Below are 18103 nucleotides of genomic sequence, written 5' to 3'. Positions count from 1 at the left end.
GATGCTATATTGCCCGACATACCCAGCCATCATCGCAGTCCGGATCATTTTTTCCCATGACGGACATCACCTCAGGCAGCACCGGTAACTTCGACGCGAATGCCTCCGACGACGCCGACAGGCTGCGCCGCGAGCACGTGAACGGCTTGCTCGTGAACGTCGCAAACGGCGACGAGAAAGCGTTCGACGAACTGTATCGCGCGACCTCGCCGCGAATCTTCGGCGTGATCGTGCGCATGATCCACGACCGCGGCGAAGCCGAAGACATCCTTCAGGAAGTCTTCGCCGCCGTCTGGCGTCGCGCGGATACCTTCGACATGACGCGCGGCAGCGCCATCACCTGGCTCATCACGCTCGCGCGCAATCGCACGATCGACCGCATGCGGCAGCATCGCGAGGAAACATTCGGCGAAAACGACGCGCCCGAAATCGCAGACGAATCGCCGACACCCGCCGTCGCGGCCGAATCGAGCGAGGAACGGAGGCGGCTCGAACACTGTCTCGACCGGCTCGAGCCGCAACAGAAGAGCGCGGTGCGCGAAGCCTTTTTCACAGGCGCAACGTATAGCGAACTGGCGCAACGGCTCGCCGTGCCGCTCGGCACCATGAAGAGCTGGATTCGCCGCAGCCTGATGCAACTCAAGACCTGCCTCGAACAATGAACACGCCCGCCGCCAACGACGACGACCTGCGCTGCGCCGAATACGCGCTCGGCGTGCTGGATGCCGATGCGCGCGCGACGCTCGAAGCGGACGTGTCGCGCGATCCCGCGTTGCAGCGCGAACTCGATGCGTGGCAACAACGGCTTGCGCCGCTCTCGGATGATATCCGCGCGATCGCTCCGCCCGAGCGCGTCTGGACGCGTATCCGCCGCGATCTGGGCTTCATGACGCCGCAAACGGGCGCGCCCGCACGCCAGCGCTGGTGGGACAGCCTGAGCGTCTGGCGCTGGCTCGCGATGGGCGCGAGCGTCGCCGCGCTCGTGCTGCTCGGCGTGAACCTCGTGTGGATGCGGCAAGCGCCGCAAGCGCCGACCACAGCCGCCGTGCCCAGCGAATACATGGTCGCGTCGATCGCGCGCAAGGACGGCCTCGTGCACTGGACCGCGACCGTCGATCTGCACGGCGCGCGCATGGTCGTCGTGCCCGCCGCGAGCGTGGCGGTGCCCTCGAACCGCGCGACGGAACTGTGGCTCATCCCGCCGGACGCGAAGCCGATCGCGCTCGGCGTCTTCCCGTCCGATCGACCCGCGACGATGACGCTGCCGCCCGAGATCATCGCGCAGATGAGCGCGCGGGCCGTGCTCGCGGTGTCGGAAGAGCCGCCCGGCGGATCGCCGACCGGCGCGCCAACCGGCCCCGTGCTCGCGACCGGCCAGATGCATTCCACCTGAGGATTGCAGTCCTTTCGATTTTCGATCGCGCTGCATCCGATCTCGCGTCCCATCCGTATGGCTCGGTGAACATAGGTTCGCGGAGCCGTCATGCCCGTCGTCGTCACTGTCCTTATCGTCGTCATCGGTTTCGTGCTGGTGTTTTCCGCCGCGTGGCTCTGGCAGTTGCGCACGCAAAACGCCGGCATGGTCGATCCGGTCTGGGCCGCCGCGCTCGGCGCGGCTGCGCTCTTTATCGGTGCGTGTGCGACGGGCGCGGCGGTCAATCGCGCGTGCGTCGCGGCGGGCGGCGTGCTCTGGGGCGCCAGGCTCGCGCGGCATCTGTGGCGGCGCAATCACGGCAAGCCGGAAGACCGGCGCTATCGCGCGTTCCGTGAACGCTGGGGCACGCGCGCCGCGCGCAACATGTTCGGCTTCTTCCAGTTGCAGGCGCTCATTTCTGCATTACTGGCCGTCGCGTTCCTCGTGCCTGCCTATGCGCCCGATGCGGCGAGCCCGCTGAGCATCGCCGCGTTCATCGCGATATGGCTCATCGCGGTCGCCGGGGAAGCCGCCGCCGACCGTCAACTGAAGCGCTTCGCCGCCGATCCCGCGCAGCGCGGCAAAACGTGCCGCGAGGGCTGGTGGCGCTATTCGCGTCATCCGAACTATTTCTTCGAATGCGTGCATTGGGTCGCGTACGCGGTGCTGTCGATCGAACTGCCGTGGGGCTGGGCCACGCTTGCGCCGCCCGTGCTGATGGCATGGCTGCTGCTGAAGGTGTCGGGCATTCCAATTCTCGAAGCGCATCTGGCGACGACGCGCGACGGCTATCGCGACTACATGCGCACGACGAGCGCGCTCATTCCCTGGCCGCGCAAAACCTGCGTGAACACGCGGAGAACCAGCCGATGAACATCACCGCCCGCGACACGCCCGCCGGCATGCCCGCGCTCGATGAAAGCCGCATCATCCGCGCGTGCGAGCGTGGTCTCGTGCCCGATGCGCTCGTGCGCGCCGGCATGCGCCTGCTGATCCGCCAGCGTCTCGTCGATGAGCACGCGAACGACAACGCACTGCGCACTCAAGCCTTCGAACGCCTGCTCGCCGAACTGCGCGCGAGCCCCATCGCGATCCATACGCAAGCCGCCAACGCGCAGCATTACGAATTGCCCGACGCGTTTTTCGAGGCCCATCTCGGCCCGCAACTCAAGTATTCGTGCGGCTTGTATCCGCGCGGCGACGAGACCCTCGCGCAAGCCGAAGTCGCGATGCTCGAATGCTATGCAGAGCGCGCGCAGCTCGCGGATGGCCAGCGCATTCTCGATCTCGGCTGCGGCTGGGGTTCGCTCGCCTTGTGGCTGGCCGCGCGCTATCCGCGCGCGCAGATCGTCGCGCTGTCGAATTCGCATGGGCAGCGCGGCTTCATCGAAGCGCGGGCGCGGCAGCGCGGACTCGGCAATCTGCGCGTCGTGACGGGCGATATCGTCGATTTCGAATTCGCGCGCGACGAAGCACCGTTCGACCGCATCCTGTCGATCGAGATGTTCGAGCACATGAAGCACTACGGCCTGCTGCTCGCAAAAATCGCACACTGGCTCGCCAGTGACGGACGACTTTTTGTCCACCTGTTCGCGCATAAGACGCTCGCGTATCACTTCACATCGCGCGATGACGGCGACTGGATGTCGCGCTACTTCTTTACCGGCGGCACGATGCCGTCCGCGTCATTGTTGCTGCATTTCCAGGACGATCTGCGCATCACGCGCCAATGGTGGGTGAACGGCACGCACTACGCTCGCACCGCGAATCAATGGCTCGCGTCGCTCGACGCCGCGCGCGCACGCATCCTGCCGATGTTTCGCGATGTCTACGGCGAAGCCGCCGCGATCTGGTTTCAGCGCTGGCGCATGTTCTACATGGCGGTGGCCGAACTGTTCGGCTATGCGCGCGGCGGCGAATGGGGCGTCGCGCACATGCTGTTCAAGCCGCGTGCGATGAAGGTGGCGTCATGAAGCGCGCGCTCGTCGTCGCGTTGCTGGCGGCTGGCGTCGTCGTGGCGATGGCAGCTTGTTCGAGCCCGCCGAATCCCAATCCGCGCGCGCATCAGCCGCTCGAAACCGTGGCCGTCGACATACCGCGCTACATGGGGCGCTGGTACGTGATCGCGAACATTCCGTACTTCGCCGAGCGCGATTACGTCGGCACGCATGTCGAATGGTCGCTGCGCGCGGACGGCAGGATCGACGACATCTTTCATGGCCGCAAGAACAGTTTCGCGCAAGCGGAAACGACCTATCACTTCATCGATACCGTCAAGCCCGGCAGCAACGGCGGCGAATGGAGCGTGCAGCCGTTCTGGCCGATTCATGTGACGCAACTGACGCTCTACGTCGATCCCGACTATCGCTACACGATCCTCGGTTACCCGAACAAGAAGCTCGGCTGGATCTTCTCGCGCGAGCCGATGATGAGCGACGACGTCTATCGCTCGCTCATCGCACGCCTCGACGCGATGGGCTACGACACCGCGCGTTTCCGGCGCGTGCCGCAATCGCCTGAACAGATCGGCAAGGCCGGCTTTCAGAGTCCCGGGCAGCGTGAGTGACGAAGCGCCTGCGCGCGTGCATCCGTGTGCGCGGTTCTTTCGTATCTGTAGATGCGACCGCGTCCAGGCGGCGCGAGGAGACCACCCGGCAATGAACGTATCGATACGAGGAGGAAGTCAGCGCATCGCGGTGATCGGCGCGGGAATCGCCGGTCTCGCGAGCGCGTATCTGCTCGCGCGCGCGCATCGCGTGACGCTGTTCGAAGCGGCCGATTATCTCGGCGGTCACACGCACACCGTCGATGTCGCGCTCGATGGCATGCATCATCCCGTCGATACGGGCTTTCTCGTCTTCAACGACCGCACGTATCCCAACCTCATCGCCCTCTTCGACGAACTCGGCGTCGCCACGCATCGCAGCGAAATGACGTTCTCCGTGTCGCTCGACGGCGGACGCCTCGAATGGGCGGGCGCGAATCTCAACACCGTCTTCGCGCAGCGTCGCAATCTTTTTTCGCCGGCGTTTCTCGGCATGTTGCGCGATATCCTGCGTTTCAACGCGTCGGCGCACAGGCATCTGGAGCGCGTGAGCGCGAATCGCTGTTCGGTCGGCGAACTGCTCGTCGAAGGCGGTTATGGTGCGCCGTTTCAGCAGCACTATCTTTTGCCGATGGCCGCGGCGATCTGGTCCAGCGCCGCGCACGACATTCTGCGCTTTCCCGCCTCGACTTTTCTGCGCTTCTGCCTCAATCACGCCCTGCTGCAGGTGAACGATCGCCCGCCGTGGAGGACGGTCGCGGGCGGGGCGCGCGATTATGTTCGACGTATCGCGGCCACGCTCGACGACGTGCGCACGCGCGCACCCGTGCGAGGCGTGCGCCGCGACGACGACGGCGTCATCGTGATGACCGACGCTGCCGGCCCCGAACGCTTCGATGCCGTCGTGCTCGCCACTCATGCGCCGACGAGTCTTCGCCTGCTCGACGATGCTTCGTCGGACGAACGCGCGCTGCTCGGCGCCGTGCGTTATCAGCGCAACCTCGCGGTGCTGCACACGGATTGCGCGCTGCTGCCGCGCCGTCGGCGCGTGTGGTCGGCGTGGAATTACATCGGCGCGCGCTCGGGACTTGCACGCGGGAAAGCCGCGCCGGTCTGCGTGAGCTATCTGATCAACCAGCTCCAGCCCTTGCCTTTCACGACGCCTGTCGTCGTGACGCTCAATCCTGTCGATGAACCCGCGCCCGGCACGCAACTCGGCCGCTACGAGTACGAGCATCCGCTCTTCGATCTCGCCGCCATCGATGCGCAGACGCGCCTGCCTGGCATTCAAGGCATGCGCCGCACTTGGCACGCGGGCGCATGGACCGGCTATGGCTTTCACGAGGATGGCCTGAAATCGGCGCTACGCGTCGCGCGCGACTTCGGCGTGCAGCCGGCCTGGGCCACGCCATGAGAACGGCGCAATGGCTGACTGGCCGCGTGATGCACGAGCGGTTGCGTCCGGCGCGGCATCGCTTCGACTATCCGGCGCGCTATGTCTATTGCGATGTCGCGCAACTCGATGCGCTGCGTTGCGCGTGGTTCGGCATCGACCGCGTGCGGCCGCTCGCGCTTTTCAGGCGCGATTACGGTGCGCGCGACGACTGCGATCTCGATCTCTGGATGCGCGCGTGCCTCGCCGACGCGCGCATCCCCGCCGATGGCGAAATTCATCTGCTGACAATTCCGCGCGTGTTCGGCTACGCGTTCAATCCCGTGAGCTTCTGGTTCTGTCACGATCGCGCGGGTGCGTTACGCGCGCTTTACGCCGATGTGCGCAATACCTTCGGCGAGCATCGCGGCTATCTGCTGAGCGCGAAGGATCACGCGCCGATCGTCGACGACACCGTGCTCGTCTGTCGCAAGACGCTGCACGTCTCCCCTTTTTGCGAGGTCGTCGGCGATTACGCCTTTCGCGTGCGACGTCATGGCGAGCGTCTGTCGGTGTCGATCGATTATCGCGACCGCGATGGCCTCGTGATCCGCACTGCGATCAGTCTTTCCGCGCGGCCGCTCAACGGCGCGATCGCATGGCGCACGCTGTTGCGCGAGCCGTGGTTCGCCGCGAGCGTCATCGTGCGGATTCACTGGCAGGCGCTGCGGCTGTGGATGAAGCGCGTGCCTTTTCACGGCAAACAGCCATCCGGTTCCAAGGAAACGAAACACAAGGCTCGAACATGAACTTGCTGCGGTCATTTTCCGCGCAAGCGGCCATGCCGCTGTCCGCGCGGATTTTTTTCGGTCTGCTGCGTCGCATTCGCGTCGGGCATCTCGTGCTCATCACGCCGGACGGCGACCGCTACGTGTTCGGCGATCCGCTCATGCAGCCCGCCGCGTGTCTCGCCATTCACGACTGGCGCGCGTGCCGTGCGATCCTGCGCGCGGGCGATATCGGTTTTGCGCAGGCGTATCGCGCGCAGTGGCTCGACACGCCCGATCCGTGCGCGCTGCTGCGGCTCGCGATCCGCAACGAGGCGGCGCTGGCGCGCACCGTCGCGGGCGGGGTCGTCGCGCAGTGCTGGCATAACCTGCGTCATCGATTGCGGCTCAATACGCGCACGGGCAGCCGCCGCAACATTCACGCGCATTACGACATCGGCAATGCGTTCTACGCGCTCTGGCTCGATCCGACGTGGACCTATTCGAGCGCGTGGTTCGACGGTGACGATGCGCTTTCGCTCGAGGCCGCGCAGGATCGCAAGTATCAGCGCATCGTCGATACGCTCGGGCTGTCTGCGGGGATGCGCGTGCTGGAAATTGGCTGTGGATGGGGCGGTTTTGCGCGGCACGCGGCGCGCCTCGGCATTCGCGTGCACGGCGTGACGATCTCGCCGGCGCAACACGCGTTCGCCGTCGAGCGCCTCGCGCGTGAAGGACTGGATGGGCTCGTGGATATCGAATTGCGTGATTATCGCGATCTGCGCGGACAATACGACGCGGTCGTGGCGATCGAAATGTTCGAGGCGGTCGGCGAGGCGTTCTGGCCGGTTTTTTTTCGTACGTTAAAGCGCTGTCTCGGGCCGGGCGCGAAGGCGCTGGTGCAGTCGATCACCATCGACGATGAGCGTTTTGCCTCGTATCGCGCGTCGAGCGATTTCATTCGCGAGACGATCTTTCCGGGCGGCATGCTGCCGAGTCCGGAGCGCTTCGTGCGCGCGGCACGGCGCGCGGGACTTGCGGCGCACGCGACGCTTTCGTTCGGCGCGGACTATGCGCGCACGCTGCGATGCTGGCGCGATGCGTTCGAAGCCCGCGTCGACGCGGTCCGCGCACTGGGATTCGATGAGCATTTCGTGCGCGTCTGGCGGTTGTATCTGGCTTATTGCGAGGCTGGGTTCGATGAGGGGCGCACGGATGTGATGCATTTTCTGGTGGTGCGTGCTGATTGCTAGTACGAGCGCTTGCCGGTCAATGGGTACGTCAATCTACTGGCGGTGATAGATAAGACGGTTAGTTGCGATACCGTATTTGCCAGCCATTGCCGAATCTTCTTGTCCCTTTCCCATTCAGCCAAACCACCCACCCAATCCGTTATCCCGACCAATTCTCTTTGACATCGACGAAACCGAAACCTAACGTTCAAGCCGACACCACGCGTTCCGCAGTCGGAGACCGGCTCATGGACAATGCCGCTGAACACACGCTGATCCGGGACCTCTCCCGCGATGTCCTGACGCAGATCGCACCTCAGGAACTCCCCCTCTTCAAGACCGTCAGCGCCGCCTGGTTCGCCGACCCGGACGCCGCGAAAAAAGCATCGAAAAACCGCGACGCCGCGCTCGGCTTCGGCCCCGACGGGTTCTCGATTCTCTTCACGCCACTGATCCTACAGGTCGTCTCCGAAATCATGCCGATACTGGGTGGCATCGCGCTCAAGGCGACGGAGACCGCCGTCGGCGAAGAAGTGTCGATACTCGTCAGAAAGATGTTCCGGCGCAGCGAAGCCGATGCCAGCGCCGACCCCGCGCCCGTCCTGACCCGCGAACAGTTGGGCGACGTCCATCAGCACGTGATCGCCGCCGGCAAACGCCTGCGTCTCGAATCCGCCCAGGCGCAGCGGCTCGCCGATGCGGTCGTCGCACAGCTGGTGCTGCAAAAAGACTGAAGGCATCGTGTCGAACGACGCCGCTTCGGGACTGCATGGAGCGCGGCTCAATCCGTTGCCCTTTCCGTCCGACATCACGCTTCGGTTCGATCTGCTGATCGTTCTGATCGTCTGTGTCAGCAGCCAGTTCTACGCACACTTCTGGGAAAGCATCCATCTCGAAGGACGAGACGCGCTGGCGGCCTGCGCGTCGAGCATGGTCACGGGCGTATTCGATCCCGGCCTGCGCGCTCAGGACGTGCTCTCAGCGTCGGAGATTCGCGCGCAATTCGCCCCACAGGTGGCGAACTGCATGGCGATGCTCAGGCCGCAATCGACATGGAAGATCGTCGGGATCATCGTCACGCTCGCGCTCGGCGGCGTGTTCTACTGGCTCTTTCCTCTCTGGAAGCTGAAGACGCAGCGTCTCACGCCGATCCACAAGGACGATCCTCCCGGCCTGCTCGATGCGCTCACCAGCCTGTGTCAGGAAGCGCAACTGAACCGCGTGCCCGTCTTCGTATGGAATCCGCTCGCGAGCGGTCTGCCGGTGACGTTCGGACGCCGCCGCAACTATTTCGTCGCGCTCAGCGGGTATTTCGTGGCGAACTATTTCTACGCCGACCCGTCCGCCTTTCGCGCGATCATCCTTCACGAATTGGCGCACATCCGCAACCGCGACATCGACAAGACCTTCATGACGATCTCGGCGTGTCTCGCCTTCGTCATCGTGAGCGTGGTTCCGTTGCTCGGCGTCGTCGCGCTGACCGAGCGCGTGTGGCATGAGTCCGTCTTTCTGCTCGCGAAAACCGTGCTATGGAGCGCGCTCGTGCTGCTCTCGGGCGCGTCGGTGCTGCGAGTTCGTGAGTTCTATGCGGATGTTCAGGCGTCCCAATGGGACGGTTCGCCCGCGCAGGTCGATCGCGTGCTCGCGCGCATGAACGCCGCGCCGACGCACGGTCCCGGGGCATATCTGAACCTGCATCCGCGTGCCGAAGCCAGGCGCGCCGTGCTCGTCGACACCACGCCGCTTTTTCGGCTCGGCAAATGGGATGCGCTCGGCATCGGCTTCGCGGCCGGCGTCGTCATCGAAACGGCGAACGGCCTTCTGATCGGCTTCGTTCCGGCGGGTTCCGCGGCGGCGGTCGCGCGCATGTCGGTCGTCATATCGCTGGGCACGCCGCTCGTCGTGATGATCTTCGCGATCGGCGCGCTCAGCACCGGCGTCTGGCGCGGCGCCTATGCGGCCGTGCTGAACGGCCGCGATCCCGTCAAGGGCACGGCCGCCGCCGGGGCGCTGTTCGCGTTCGGGTACTTTCTGAACCAGATCGTGCTCGGCGCGGAGTTTCTCTGGGGCGGAGCAACGACGCCGCACATTCCCGCCGACAACGCGATGACGATGCTCGACGTTCACGTCATCGCGCTCGTCTTCGCGCTCGTCGGCTGCTGGCTGTTTTGCGACTGGATCGCGCGCGCGGCCGCCGCGTGGGTCGAGGTGACCGTGACAAGCCGCTCGCCCCTGCCGGTGCTGATGCTGACGGGCGGCATCGCCGTCGCGGGCGTCGCGACGATGTTCGCGTGGGGCACGTACGCGTCCGCCTCGCTCGTATTCCTCGGGCCTCACAATACTTTCTACACGTCGCTCGTCATGATCGCGCCGCCGATGGTCGTCGCGGCGCTCGCGGCATGGCTCTTTCCCTGGTCCTCGCGTTGGTTCGGGCGCGCGCGCCGCAAACGCTCCCTATCCGGCTGGGTGTTTCTCGACGCCGGACCGCACGCCGCACGCGCCTTGAACTTCATCGAATTCCGTCCGGCGCGCGCAGTGTCGACAGGCATCGCCGCCGGCCTCGTGTTCTGTCTCTGGATCGAACTGCTCAGATTTCGCAAGCTTCTGCCCGGCGGCATCGACGCGGCTGTCTATGCGCCGTTCGCCGTGCTCCTGCGCATTGCAGAGCGCGCGGGCAGCAGCGGATTCGTGCTCATCATTCCCGTGGCGTGCGCAGCGGTGCTGGCGGCGTTCATCGCGGCGTCGCGGCCCGGCGCGTTCAATGCGCTCTATGGACTGTGCGCCGGTTCGGTCGCGGGCATCGTGATGAGCGTCGGGGCGCTGGTGACCATCGAACTGAGCGCGCAGTCGACGCTGGAGTCGAGTCTGATGGGGGCGCTCGTCAGCAAGGTTCGCCGTGCGGAGCGGCAGCAGGGGATGTCCGTGGCGCACAAGGCGGCCATTGTCGCGCTCGGGCTCGTGGTCGTCGCGGGATGGATCAAGTCGATCCACGACGTTTGAATCGATGCAGGATTACGGACTAGCTCGAAGCCGGATCGAAATCTCACAGAGCGCGTCCTCGCCGAATTTCGACAGATCCACGATCGCACGAAAAACCTGATAGAACCTATGTTCGTCTGGAATGAGCACCAGCGTGTCCAGATTCGCCGCCGCTTCCTGGATCTGCATCGCATCGACGTCAGACTGGACGGCGGTGCGCGCTTCATCAGCGGCGTGATCCATCGCCGTTACGCCCGCGATTCCGACACGCAGCGGAAGCGGCATCAGATTGAACCTCAGCTTCGGAACGTCGCTCAGGTTCGTCAGCGTGACGGTTTCGTCGCCGCGCAGATAGCCCGCGATCTGAAGCTCGGGATGCGCGCTGTTGTAGAACGCCAGCCCCTCATCCACTGTCTCGGACGATGGCTCCTCGCCGACGAGGCTTTCCGTCAATCGGTTCGCGTGTCCAAGCCTCGGCATCCATCCTCGGCCGTACGCGCCGAACCCGACTGGCGACGGGTGATCGTCCCACTTTCGAATCTGGGAATCCACCCGCTCCAGATTGGGCAAGCGAACACCGTGAACGCTCTGCGGCGTGCATGCGCCGATGAATCCTCTGCCCGCAAGGTTGTTCTCACAATAGCGGGAGGCCCGCTTGTCGAAGCCGCCGAATGCCCGTTCATATCCCAGCGGCATTTTTGTGAAGGGGATTGGCCGCGTGATGACCGGACGCGTGATCCCGGCCAACGGATCGAACAACCAATGGCGATCGCCGTGAATCGCGACGGCATGACGCAACGATCCAACTTCGAGACGCGCGTGGAGACCTTCGACGGCGACACCTCCGGGAGCATAGGCGTGTCCGACGAGCAGAATGTCCGTCCGGACCTTCCATGGCACCATGTCCGATTCGAAGCGAGGCTGCGCTTCGGCCCGCTCATCCGTGGCCTGATCCGATCTGAAGACCGGAATCTGCCTGCCCGCGATCTTTATGTCGCCGTTGGCTCCGATCTCGAAAGTCGCCTTGACGATGACGCTCACATTCGTGCGGCCCGGCGGATGTTCCCAAAGCATCATCGCGGCCGGGAACGGCGTAGCGTTCGTCAGCCTGAGGCCCGGGACGCCAGGGACATGGGTTCGCGCACCGTCTTCTTCGATCAGCGTGAACACCGAACTTCCGGCGCGGATGCGCTGTCCCGGAAGCACGGGGATGGGCACGCCCGTGGTGGCGCGTTGCCCCGTATCCAGTGCGGTTCCGTTAGCGCTTCCGAGGTCTTGAATTCGACACCCGCCGTCTTCGCAAGTGAGCGAAAAATGTCGGCGCGACAGGTGCGGATCCTGCGGCAGACTGAAATCCACTTGCGGGGCGCGCCCTACTTCGAGGCTCACATCCCGGTCGATCGGGAACGCGCGCCCGCTGGCCGGCCCTTCCAAAACGATCAGTTTCATGAGAATGCGTACGTGTCGATCCGGTTCTGGCTGGCGCCGGAACTCACTGCCCTGGGTTTCGGAGTTCGGGAGTGCGACTCAGCCGTGCGACGACGATAGCCGGAGGTCTGATTCCAGCCGGGCCATATCGCACGTTGACCGTATCCGGGAAGCGCGCACCGGTCGTGGCGCATTGAATCAAGGATGACGACGCCGATTCGATCCAGAAAAAATCGGCTTCCTCGAAGCTGGAAAGCGATACAGAACTGCCGTCGAACGCAGCGCCGACAAAGGAGGCTCGTTGAAAGCCGCTTTCGATGATCGTCGCATCACGCAAGTCCGCGAACTCGAACGATGAATCGGATGCGCAAACATGTTCGAGTCGGGAGGCATGAAAAGTGGCGCGGTTGAAGTCCGCGCGCTCTGCTCTCGTGTGGATGAATCGGCAGAAAGAGAAGTCCGCGAGCATGGCCGTTGCACCATCGCAAACCGTTCCCTCGAACCTGGCGCGAGGCGCCGTGGCTTCCGTCAGATTCACGTGAGACAGGCACGCGCCGCCGAGATCGGCTCCGCACAACAGAGCGCCTTTGAGGTTGGCCCCCGTCAGATCCGCACCGCGCAGGTCGGCTTCGCTCAGATTCGCATAAGCCAGATTGGCGCCCTCGAGAAGGCAATTGCGCAGGTCACAGCGCGCGAGCCGGGCATGTTGCAGTTCGGCGTTGGGCAGGCGCGCTTCGAAGAAGCACGCATCTCTGAAGTCGCACTGCGCCAGATCGCATTCCTTCAAGCTGGCTCGCCTGAAATCAGCCCGACACGCGACGCTCCCGCGCAACACCGCACTATCCAGTGACGCGTTTTCGAATCGTGTGCCGACCAGTCTGCATCCAGCCATGAGAGCCTCGCCGAGCGCGGCGTCATCCACCGTGGCGCCTGTGAGGTCGGCATGAGACAGGTCGGACTGGCGCAGGTCGGCGCCGCGCCAGTCCGCGCCACTCCACGAACCATGACGCAGATCGCGTCCCGAAAGGTCGAGACGACCGCCCGGAAACGCTTCTGGCCCGGCGTCCGAGGTTACGTCGTTGCCCGCATTCTGCATCGCTTCACTCCTGCTTGACGACTCGTTCCCTACTGCGTATGGACACATGCGCCGCGCATGCCGGTCATGCATCGTCTTGCGCCTTCAGTTCCGCAAGATCGGCGCGAAGCATGGCGGCGAACGATTCGAAGATCGCCTGCGTACCGCCGCCGACATACCATCGAAACACCTGCATCTCGCCGCGCCGACTCCTGCGTGCGGGATCGAAAAACAGCAGCCCGCCGTTGAAATCCGTCCCGAAGCAAATCTTGTCCGGTACGTAGGGCGAATAGTCGGTCTCGAGTTCGTTGAGTCCGGAGCCTTCGCGCTCATAGCGGGCAATCGCCTCGGGCGTGTCCTCTCCGAAGCTCTGCCGCCATTCCTCGCGCTCGATCTCGACCGTCTCACGGATATCGCGCCACGCCGCCTCGAATCTCGCAGGAAGCGCGCCGGCAATGGTGAAGTCGGACGCATAGTCGGGCCAGCCGTCCTGTATCAGAAGAAACGTCCTGTAGGACGGACTCATCGACTCGCCGTTGCGACACTCCCAGGCCTCGATATCTTCGTTGCGCGCGGGAAGCGGCCAGGCAGGTATCGACGCAGTTGCGTCTTTCCCTGCCGTGCTTTTCGCGAGCGCCGTTCGCAATTCCCCGACGAGCGCCCGATAACTTTCGTCATCCATTGCCGCATTGCCTCATCGTTTCAGCAATCTCAGGTGGAACTTCAGCGTCCCTTGCAGGAACGCCTGGAAATCGTCATAGACGCAAATGATTTCACCGTAGACGTCGCGCTCGACGACCGGTCTTTCCTTCCGCGGTTTGCCATCGTTGTAGAAATAGTAGAGGCTGCCCGCGAAGTCGGTGCCGAAGACCATCATGTGCGGCAGATAGATGCCCGCGTCCAGCTCCTTTTTCTTGTCGAGGTCCGCGCCGGCTTCGAATTCCGCGATCTTCTCCGGCGTCGGCGAACCGAAGCGTTTGGCCCATTTCTCATTGAAGGTCCGCATCGTCAATTCGATGCGTGTCAGCGCTTTTTCGGTATGTGCCCCGCTGGCTCCGATCAGGGTGAACACGAGCGCGAAGTTTTCCCAGCCGTTGTGAAGCGACAGAAAAGCCTTGTACGAGGGCGGCCAGTCCGCGTGCGTTTCGTCGAATGCGGCAAGGGCCGCCGGGTCGGCGGGCGGGTACGGCAGGCTGCCAGGTGTGAGCCCTTTGGACAGCGAGTATTCGTTGAAGATCTCGTGCACGCGTTGCACCAGTTCTTCCAATTCTGCTGCATTCATTTTCAGTCCTCCTGAGTGGGTATGCGCTCCGTTACACGCAATCCGGCGTACGCACTGACTCACCGTTGCAGTCACGCTGTACGATGCTGACCGCCGTCAAGGCCTGCTTGAAATTCTTGTCCTTCAACTGATTTCTCACCTGCGACCCGAGGCTTCTGTTGACACTTGCGTTGACGGGGCGAAGGTTCTCGCATAATTCGTCGCCTGATTGCGGACCGCCCATCTGGCAGTCCACGATATGGTCGATATCGTCCTTGCAGTCGACAGGTTTGCCCTTGTCTTTCGGCGACTTGTTCTGCGGAGGGCCTTCCGGACTCTTGCACTTTTCGTATTCTGCGCGCAAGTTCTTCGCCATCCGGTCACACTTCTTGATGAAGATACCTTCGTTCCCTTTTTTTATTTCCTTGTTGATCGCGTCGGTGTATCTTTTCACCTTTTCCTCGAATGCAGCTTTTTGATCCTTGTTCCAGTCGCAGCGTGCGGAGAGTTCGATTTCGAACAGGCCCAGCGGATCGATCCTGGTGAGCGTGTTCGAGACGAATCGATAGAGATTCAACCCGCCGCTCAGACCGATTGGATCGGTGCTGATGAATCGGCCCATACGCGGATCGTAGTAGCGGTGATAGTTATATCGAAGCGCACTGCCGGTTTCCGTGTATTGCCCGAGATAGGCGGTTGGGCAGCGCGTATCCGGCGTCTCGGCCATTTCGTTTCCGAGAACGTCGGAATCGCGGAGCCAGACGAGGTTTCCCGTCTCATCGAGCAAGGCACAAGGCGCGCAATTCTGCCCCATCACACAGTACAGACGGTGGCCGTCGCGCGCGAAGGCGAGCGGCACGAATGAGTCGGGCAGAAACAGATAATCCACGACACCGTCATCGGACTCTTCCCGATAGACCGTTTCGCCGTTCCAGCAAAACCGTGTTTCACGGCCGGCGCTGCGCTTGCGCACCCGCCGGCCGATGGCGTCGTACGCATATTCGATCACGCTGCCATCCGGCGCGCTCAGGCGCGTAAGACGATATTCCGCGTCATAGTGAAAGCGCGTCACGCCGGATTCGTCGCGACGTTCGATCAGATTGCCGTCGTCGTCATACTGAAAAAGCGTCGTGCCAAACTGAAGCAATTTGTCCCCCGGCCCGATGATCGCCGCCCCGCTACGCGAACTCGACACGATATTGCCGTTGGCGTCGTAGGCGTAGCGCTCCACGATTTCTTCGAGACGCGACACGGTCACGACTTGGTCGCGATGGTTATAGGCGTAGCGCGTGGTGCGGACTTCCGCGGCGTGCATCACGGTCTCGCTGACGAGACGGTCCGCGGCGTCGTAGGCATAGGTGAGCGTAAGACGCTGATGACCGTGAGCGTCGAATGCTTCGACCTGAACGAGTCGATCCTGAATATCGAAGGTGTTCTCTATGCGCGCTCCGCCCGGAAAGTGCGTCTGCCTCAGCAGATCGACTTCGTCGTGGACGAATCTGTAATCGCCGAGCGCGGAGTCGCGGATCGCGACGACTCGCCTTCTGCCGTCGTAGTCACAGCGCGTCGAACGGCCGAAACTGGCGTCGATGGACAGCAGGTTTCCGATTCTGTCGTAGGCGAAGGCCAGTTGAAAAGCGCCCTGTGTCTCGCCAGCCATGCGCATTCGGAAATCGAATGTGCGATCGAAGCGGATGTCACCCTTGCTCGCGGATTCGAGCAGTCCTTTGCGATAGGCGAACGATGTAGTCGTCCCGTCCGATGCGATCCGCCTTGCGACCGCGCCGTCGTCGTCGTAGTCGATTCGTATCCTTCGACCGGAAGGCCGTGTGATCTGGCTCAGACGATCCGAATCGCTGTAGTCGTAGCGCTCGGTCCGTCCATCGAATAGTGTGATGCCGCGCAGCCGTCCCACGGCGTCGTACCAGATGCTCGCAGTCTCGCCATTCAGATTCACGATTCCAGTCAATTGCTGCTCTGTGTCGTATCGAAGTTCGAAGGCATCTCCGTTCGACAAGGTCTCACGCACCGGCATACCGCCCGCGTCGAAATCGATGCGCACGGTACGGCCCAGCGGATCGGTCATCGTGACGATGTTGTCGTAGGCGTCATATGTGCAGTGACTCGCCGTTCCATCGGGGAAAACAATGCCCGTTCGTCTGCCCGCCGCATCGTACTGGAACGCGGTGCGCCGGCCCGCACCGTCGACGAGTGCGACCATGTTGCCCACGGCGTCGTACTCGCGCTGATAGAGAACGCCGAATTCGTCCCGCATTCGCATCGCGTTGCGGGTCCGGTCCTGAAAGATCGCATGTCCGCATGGATTGATCGCCCGGCTGACGTAGCCTTCTTCCGCATATGAAAAGCGCCATTCGAATCCGCCTGGCGTAATGCTGTGAACGAGCCGGTCTCGTTCGTCGTACTCTTTCAGCCAAACGTTTCCGTCATCGTCTTCGACACGAACCGGCAGATTGGCCTCATTGAAGAAATGGCGCGCGGTCGCGCCATTCGCCCTTACGACGGTCAGGCAGTTTTGCCTTTCATCGAACACGCTGACCGCGCGGCCGAACGCATCACCGCCGGTGGTGGCGATCAGAAGGCCAGACGCATCGTAGGCATGCGTGACGAGGCGGCCGATCGGATCGACCACCGAAACAATCCGGTTGCCGGCGTCGCGCTCGTAAAGCGTGCGCTGTCCGAGCGAATCGCAGACTTCCACCCGGCCGCGGCGATCGTCATAGCGGAACCGCCGCAATTTGACGCCGCCTTCGAGCCAGGACATGACGCAACGCCGGGAGCCGTCATAGACCCAGTAGAAGCCGTTGCCGTCCGGACCGGTTTCCCGGGTCATCAGATGATCCTGATACTCATACCGCGTGATGCGTCCGATCTGGTCCATCGTTTCGACGAGGTCGCTCGCCGCGTCATACAGAAAGCGGCGCACGAGCGATACGTGTGCGTCTTCGACATTTGCCCGGAGGCCGATGCCGACGATACGTTGCGCGTCGTCGTAACGAAACAGCACCTCGCGCCCGACAGTGTCGATCACGCTCGCGAGCATTCCGGATGCACCGTAACGGAAGGTCAGCGCCCGATCGTTGTGGTCGCGGATGGAATCGATCCGGCAAAGGCCTTTCTCGCGCGGCTTTGCCTCGAAGTAATAGCGCTTGCGGTCGCCGCGACCGAGGAGCAGCAAGGCGCCCGCCTTCTGAAGCGTGATGCTTGCATCCTCGTTTTGCGCGCGTCCCTCTCCGGAAACGACCGCCAGTCTCACGCTCTCGCCGTCCTCGTCGTGAAAGGCAACGCCTTTTTCGTCCCATTGCAGAAAGAGATTCGCGCTGGTTCGCCAGCCGTGGCCGAGCGGCCCCGGCGTGCCGTCGCTGCTGGAATACATCCGCGAGAATTCGAAGGGAATGGCGCCGGTCAGCACGAGATCGGTCGATACACGTGTGAGTTCCCCCGTGACGACATCGACATTGCACATGCTCACGCCCTCTTCGTGCGGATCCGCTTCATGAACAAGTAGGACAGTACGGTGCGCCACCTCCGCCGCCCATTCCGATCAGCACGGTGACCTCTCCCGAGACGATGTTATTGGGCGGCGGCAGCGGCACGATGGCGCCGGCCTCCATGACGATATCGCCCATCCTCGCGGCAGGCTTGCCGCCGATCAGGCACATGCCGGAGCCGCCGTCCGGCACCAGCGTCGTGATGCCCGGTCCATGCGGCGTCCCCGGTCCCGCGGGTGGCGGCGCATTCGGAATCGGGCAGGTGTGCTGATCGCCGATCCGCCACGCCGGCTTTCCGCCGATCAGAACCGTCGGGCAACCGGGACCCAGGAGCGGCGAGCCGTGGCTCGTCGTATCGCCGATCCGTGCCGCGGGTTTTCCCATGATCATGCTCCTGATGTTTCGCCCGGTTCGCCGGGCGCGTGCGGCGCGGCGCGATCGAGCGCGAAAAGCCGTGTTCGCGTCAATACGAGGGCGTCGCGAAGATCCATCCAGACGATGCGGCGGCTTCCCGAGACGAC

16 protein-coding genes are annotated in these 18103 nt (G+C 63.4%); 10 read left to right on the top strand and 6 right to left on the bottom strand.

The annotated features are described in order from the left end of the window. Window positions 1-56 precede the first annotated feature (56 nt). The 10 genes from AWB80_RS32075 to AWB80_RS32030 all read left to right on the top strand — a co-directional run bounded on the left by AWB80_RS32075 (window position 57) and on the right by AWB80_RS32030 (window position 10330). Window positions 57-662 carry a sigma-70 family RNA polymerase sigma factor gene (locus AWB80_RS32075; RefSeq protein WP_061178705.1) on the top strand — a complete coding sequence of 202 codons (606 nt, stop codon included), beginning with the start codon at window positions 57-59 and terminating at the stop codon, window positions 660-662. Then, window positions 659-1393, top strand: coding sequence for an anti-sigma factor (locus tag AWB80_RS32070; RefSeq protein WP_061178704.1), 735 nt, complete (start codon window positions 659-661; stop codon window positions 1391-1393). The genes AWB80_RS32075 and AWB80_RS32070 overlap by 4 nt, the downstream gene beginning before the upstream one ends. A 90-nt stretch (window positions 1394-1483) precedes the next feature. Beyond that, window positions 1484-2287, top strand: a complete 804-nt coding sequence (locus AWB80_RS32065) for a DUF1295 domain-containing protein (protein WP_061178703.1) — start codon at window positions 1484-1486, stop codon at window positions 2285-2287. Next, a complete protein-coding gene (locus AWB80_RS32060) occupies window positions 2284-3387 on the top strand; it encodes an SAM-dependent methyltransferase (RefSeq protein ID WP_061178702.1) in 1104 nt (367 codons plus the stop codon). Before AWB80_RS32065 ends, AWB80_RS32060 begins: the two co-directional genes overlap by 4 nt. Further along, on the top strand, window positions 3384-3980 hold the full coding sequence (locus AWB80_RS32055; protein ID WP_061178701.1) for a lipocalin family protein: 597 nt from the start codon (window positions 3384-3386) through the stop codon (window positions 3978-3980). The genes AWB80_RS32060 and AWB80_RS32055 overlap by 4 nt, the downstream gene beginning before the upstream one ends. A gap of 91 nt (window positions 3981-4071) precedes the next feature. After that, window positions 4072-5373, top strand: a complete 1302-nt coding sequence (locus AWB80_RS32050) for an NAD(P)/FAD-dependent oxidoreductase (RefSeq protein WP_061178700.1) — start codon at window positions 4072-4074, stop codon at window positions 5371-5373. Continuing rightward, window positions 5370-6140 carry a DUF1365 domain-containing protein gene (locus AWB80_RS32045; RefSeq protein WP_061178699.1) on the top strand — a complete coding sequence of 257 codons (771 nt, stop codon included), beginning with the start codon at window positions 5370-5372 and terminating at the stop codon, window positions 6138-6140. Before AWB80_RS32050 ends, AWB80_RS32045 begins: the two co-directional genes overlap by 4 nt. Beyond that, a complete protein-coding gene (locus tag AWB80_RS32040) occupies window positions 6137-7351 on the top strand; it encodes an SAM-dependent methyltransferase (RefSeq protein WP_061178698.1) in 1215 nt (404 codons plus the stop codon). Before AWB80_RS32045 ends, AWB80_RS32040 begins: the two co-directional genes overlap by 4 nt. Window positions 7352-7578: 227 nt before the next feature. Beyond that, window positions 7579-8064 carry a hypothetical protein gene (locus AWB80_RS32035; protein WP_061178697.1) on the top strand — a complete coding sequence of 162 codons (486 nt, stop codon included), beginning with the start codon at window positions 7579-7581 and terminating at the stop codon, window positions 8062-8064. A gap of 7 nt (window positions 8065-8071) precedes the next feature. Further along, on the top strand, window positions 8072-10330 hold the full coding sequence (locus AWB80_RS32030; RefSeq protein WP_160147493.1) for a M48 family metalloprotease: 2259 nt from the start codon (window positions 8072-8074) through the stop codon (window positions 10328-10330). A gap of 12 nt (window positions 10331-10342) precedes the next feature. Here AWB80_RS32030 and AWB80_RS32025 read toward each other — a convergent pair whose 3' ends face one another. The 6 genes from AWB80_RS32025 to AWB80_RS32000 form a co-directional block, all read right to left on the bottom strand. Then, entirely contained in the window at window positions 10343-11758 is a 1416-nt protein-coding gene (locus tag AWB80_RS32025) for a DUF2169 domain-containing protein (RefSeq protein ID WP_061178695.1), read from the bottom strand. Window positions 11759-11801: 43 nt separating this feature from the next. After that, entirely contained in the window at window positions 11802-12833 is a 1032-nt protein-coding gene (locus tag AWB80_RS32020) for a pentapeptide repeat-containing protein (protein ID WP_061178694.1), read from the bottom strand. Window positions 12834-12897: 64 nt separating this feature from the next. After that, a complete protein-coding gene (locus AWB80_RS32015) occupies window positions 12898-13494 on the bottom strand; it encodes an SMI1/KNR4 family protein (RefSeq protein WP_061178693.1) in 597 nt (198 codons plus the stop codon). A gap of 12 nt (window positions 13495-13506) precedes the next feature. Further along, on the bottom strand, window positions 13507-14169 hold the full coding sequence (locus AWB80_RS32010; RefSeq protein WP_143328180.1) for an SMI1/KNR4 family protein: 663 nt from the start codon (window positions 14167-14169) through the stop codon (window positions 13507-13509). After that, window positions 14126-17557: a DUF6531 domain-containing protein gene (locus tag AWB80_RS32005; RefSeq protein ID WP_061178691.1), complete on the bottom strand. Its 3432-nt coding sequence runs from the start codon at window positions 17555-17557 to the stop codon at window positions 14126-14128. Before AWB80_RS32005 ends, AWB80_RS32010 begins: the two co-directional genes overlap by 44 nt. 28 nt (window positions 17558-17585) lie before the next feature. Beyond that, complete coding sequence (locus tag AWB80_RS32000) at window positions 17586-17966, bottom strand: PAAR domain-containing protein (RefSeq protein WP_061178737.1); 381 nt, start codon at window positions 17964-17966, stop codon at window positions 17586-17588. Between the last annotated feature and the right edge of the window lie 137 nt (window positions 17967-18103).

This window comes from Caballeronia pedi (genome assembly GCF_001544915.2).
GTDB classification, from domain to species: domain Bacteria; phylum Pseudomonadota; class Gammaproteobacteria; order Burkholderiales; family Burkholderiaceae; genus Caballeronia; species Caballeronia pedi.
This window is presented reverse-complemented; position numbering and strand designations above follow the sequence as displayed.

What these genes read in the sequence shown, in the direction of transcription:
- AWB80_RS32060 (WP_061178702.1), top strand. Translation starts at nt 2,284, where the DNA reads ATGAACATCACCGCCCGCGACACGCCCGCCGGCATGCCCGCGCTCGAT.
- AWB80_RS32040 (WP_061178698.1), top strand. Translation starts at nt 6,137, where the DNA reads ATGAACTTGCTGCGGTCATTTTCCGCGCAAGCGGCCATGCCGCTGTCC.
- AWB80_RS32065 (WP_061178703.1), top strand. Translation starts at nt 1,484, where the DNA reads ATGCCCGTCGTCGTCACTGTCCTTATCGTCGTCATCGGTTTCGTGCTG.
- AWB80_RS32045 (WP_061178699.1), top strand. Translation starts at nt 5,370, where the DNA reads ATGAGAACGGCGCAATGGCTGACTGGCCGCGTGATGCACGAGCGGTTG.
- AWB80_RS32050 (WP_061178700.1), top strand. Translation starts at nt 4,072, where the DNA reads ATGAACGTATCGATACGAGGAGGAAGTCAGCGCATCGCGGTGATCGGC.
- AWB80_RS32070 (WP_061178704.1), top strand. Translation starts at nt 659, where the DNA reads ATGAACACGCCCGCCGCCAACGACGACGACCTGCGCTGCGCCGAATAC.
- AWB80_RS32075 (WP_061178705.1), top strand. Translation starts at nt 57, where the DNA reads ATGACGGACATCACCTCAGGCAGCACCGGTAACTTCGACGCGAATGCC.
- AWB80_RS32025 (WP_061178695.1), bottom strand. Translation starts at nt 11,758, where the DNA reads ATGAAACTGATCGTTTTGGAAGGGCCGGCCAGCGGGCGCGCGTTCCCG.
- AWB80_RS32015 (WP_061178693.1), bottom strand. Translation starts at nt 13,494, where the DNA reads ATGGATGACGAAAGTTATCGGGCGCTCGTCGGGGAATTGCGAACGGCG.
- AWB80_RS32020 (WP_061178694.1), bottom strand. Translation starts at nt 12,833, where the DNA reads ATGCAGAATGCGGGCAACGACGTAACCTCGGACGCCGGGCCAGAAGCG.
- AWB80_RS32005 (WP_061178691.1), bottom strand. Translation starts at nt 17,557, where the DNA reads ATGTGCAATGTCGATGTCGTCACGGGGGAACTCACACGTGTATCGACC.
- AWB80_RS32055 (WP_061178701.1), top strand. Translation starts at nt 3,384, where the DNA reads ATGAAGCGCGCGCTCGTCGTCGCGTTGCTGGCGGCTGGCGTCGTCGTG.
- AWB80_RS32035 (WP_061178697.1), top strand. Translation starts at nt 7,579, where the DNA reads ATGGACAATGCCGCTGAACACACGCTGATCCGGGACCTCTCCCGCGAT.
- AWB80_RS32000 (WP_061178737.1), bottom strand. Translation starts at nt 17,966, where the DNA reads ATGGGAAAACCCGCGGCACGGATCGGCGATACGACGAGCCACGGCTCG.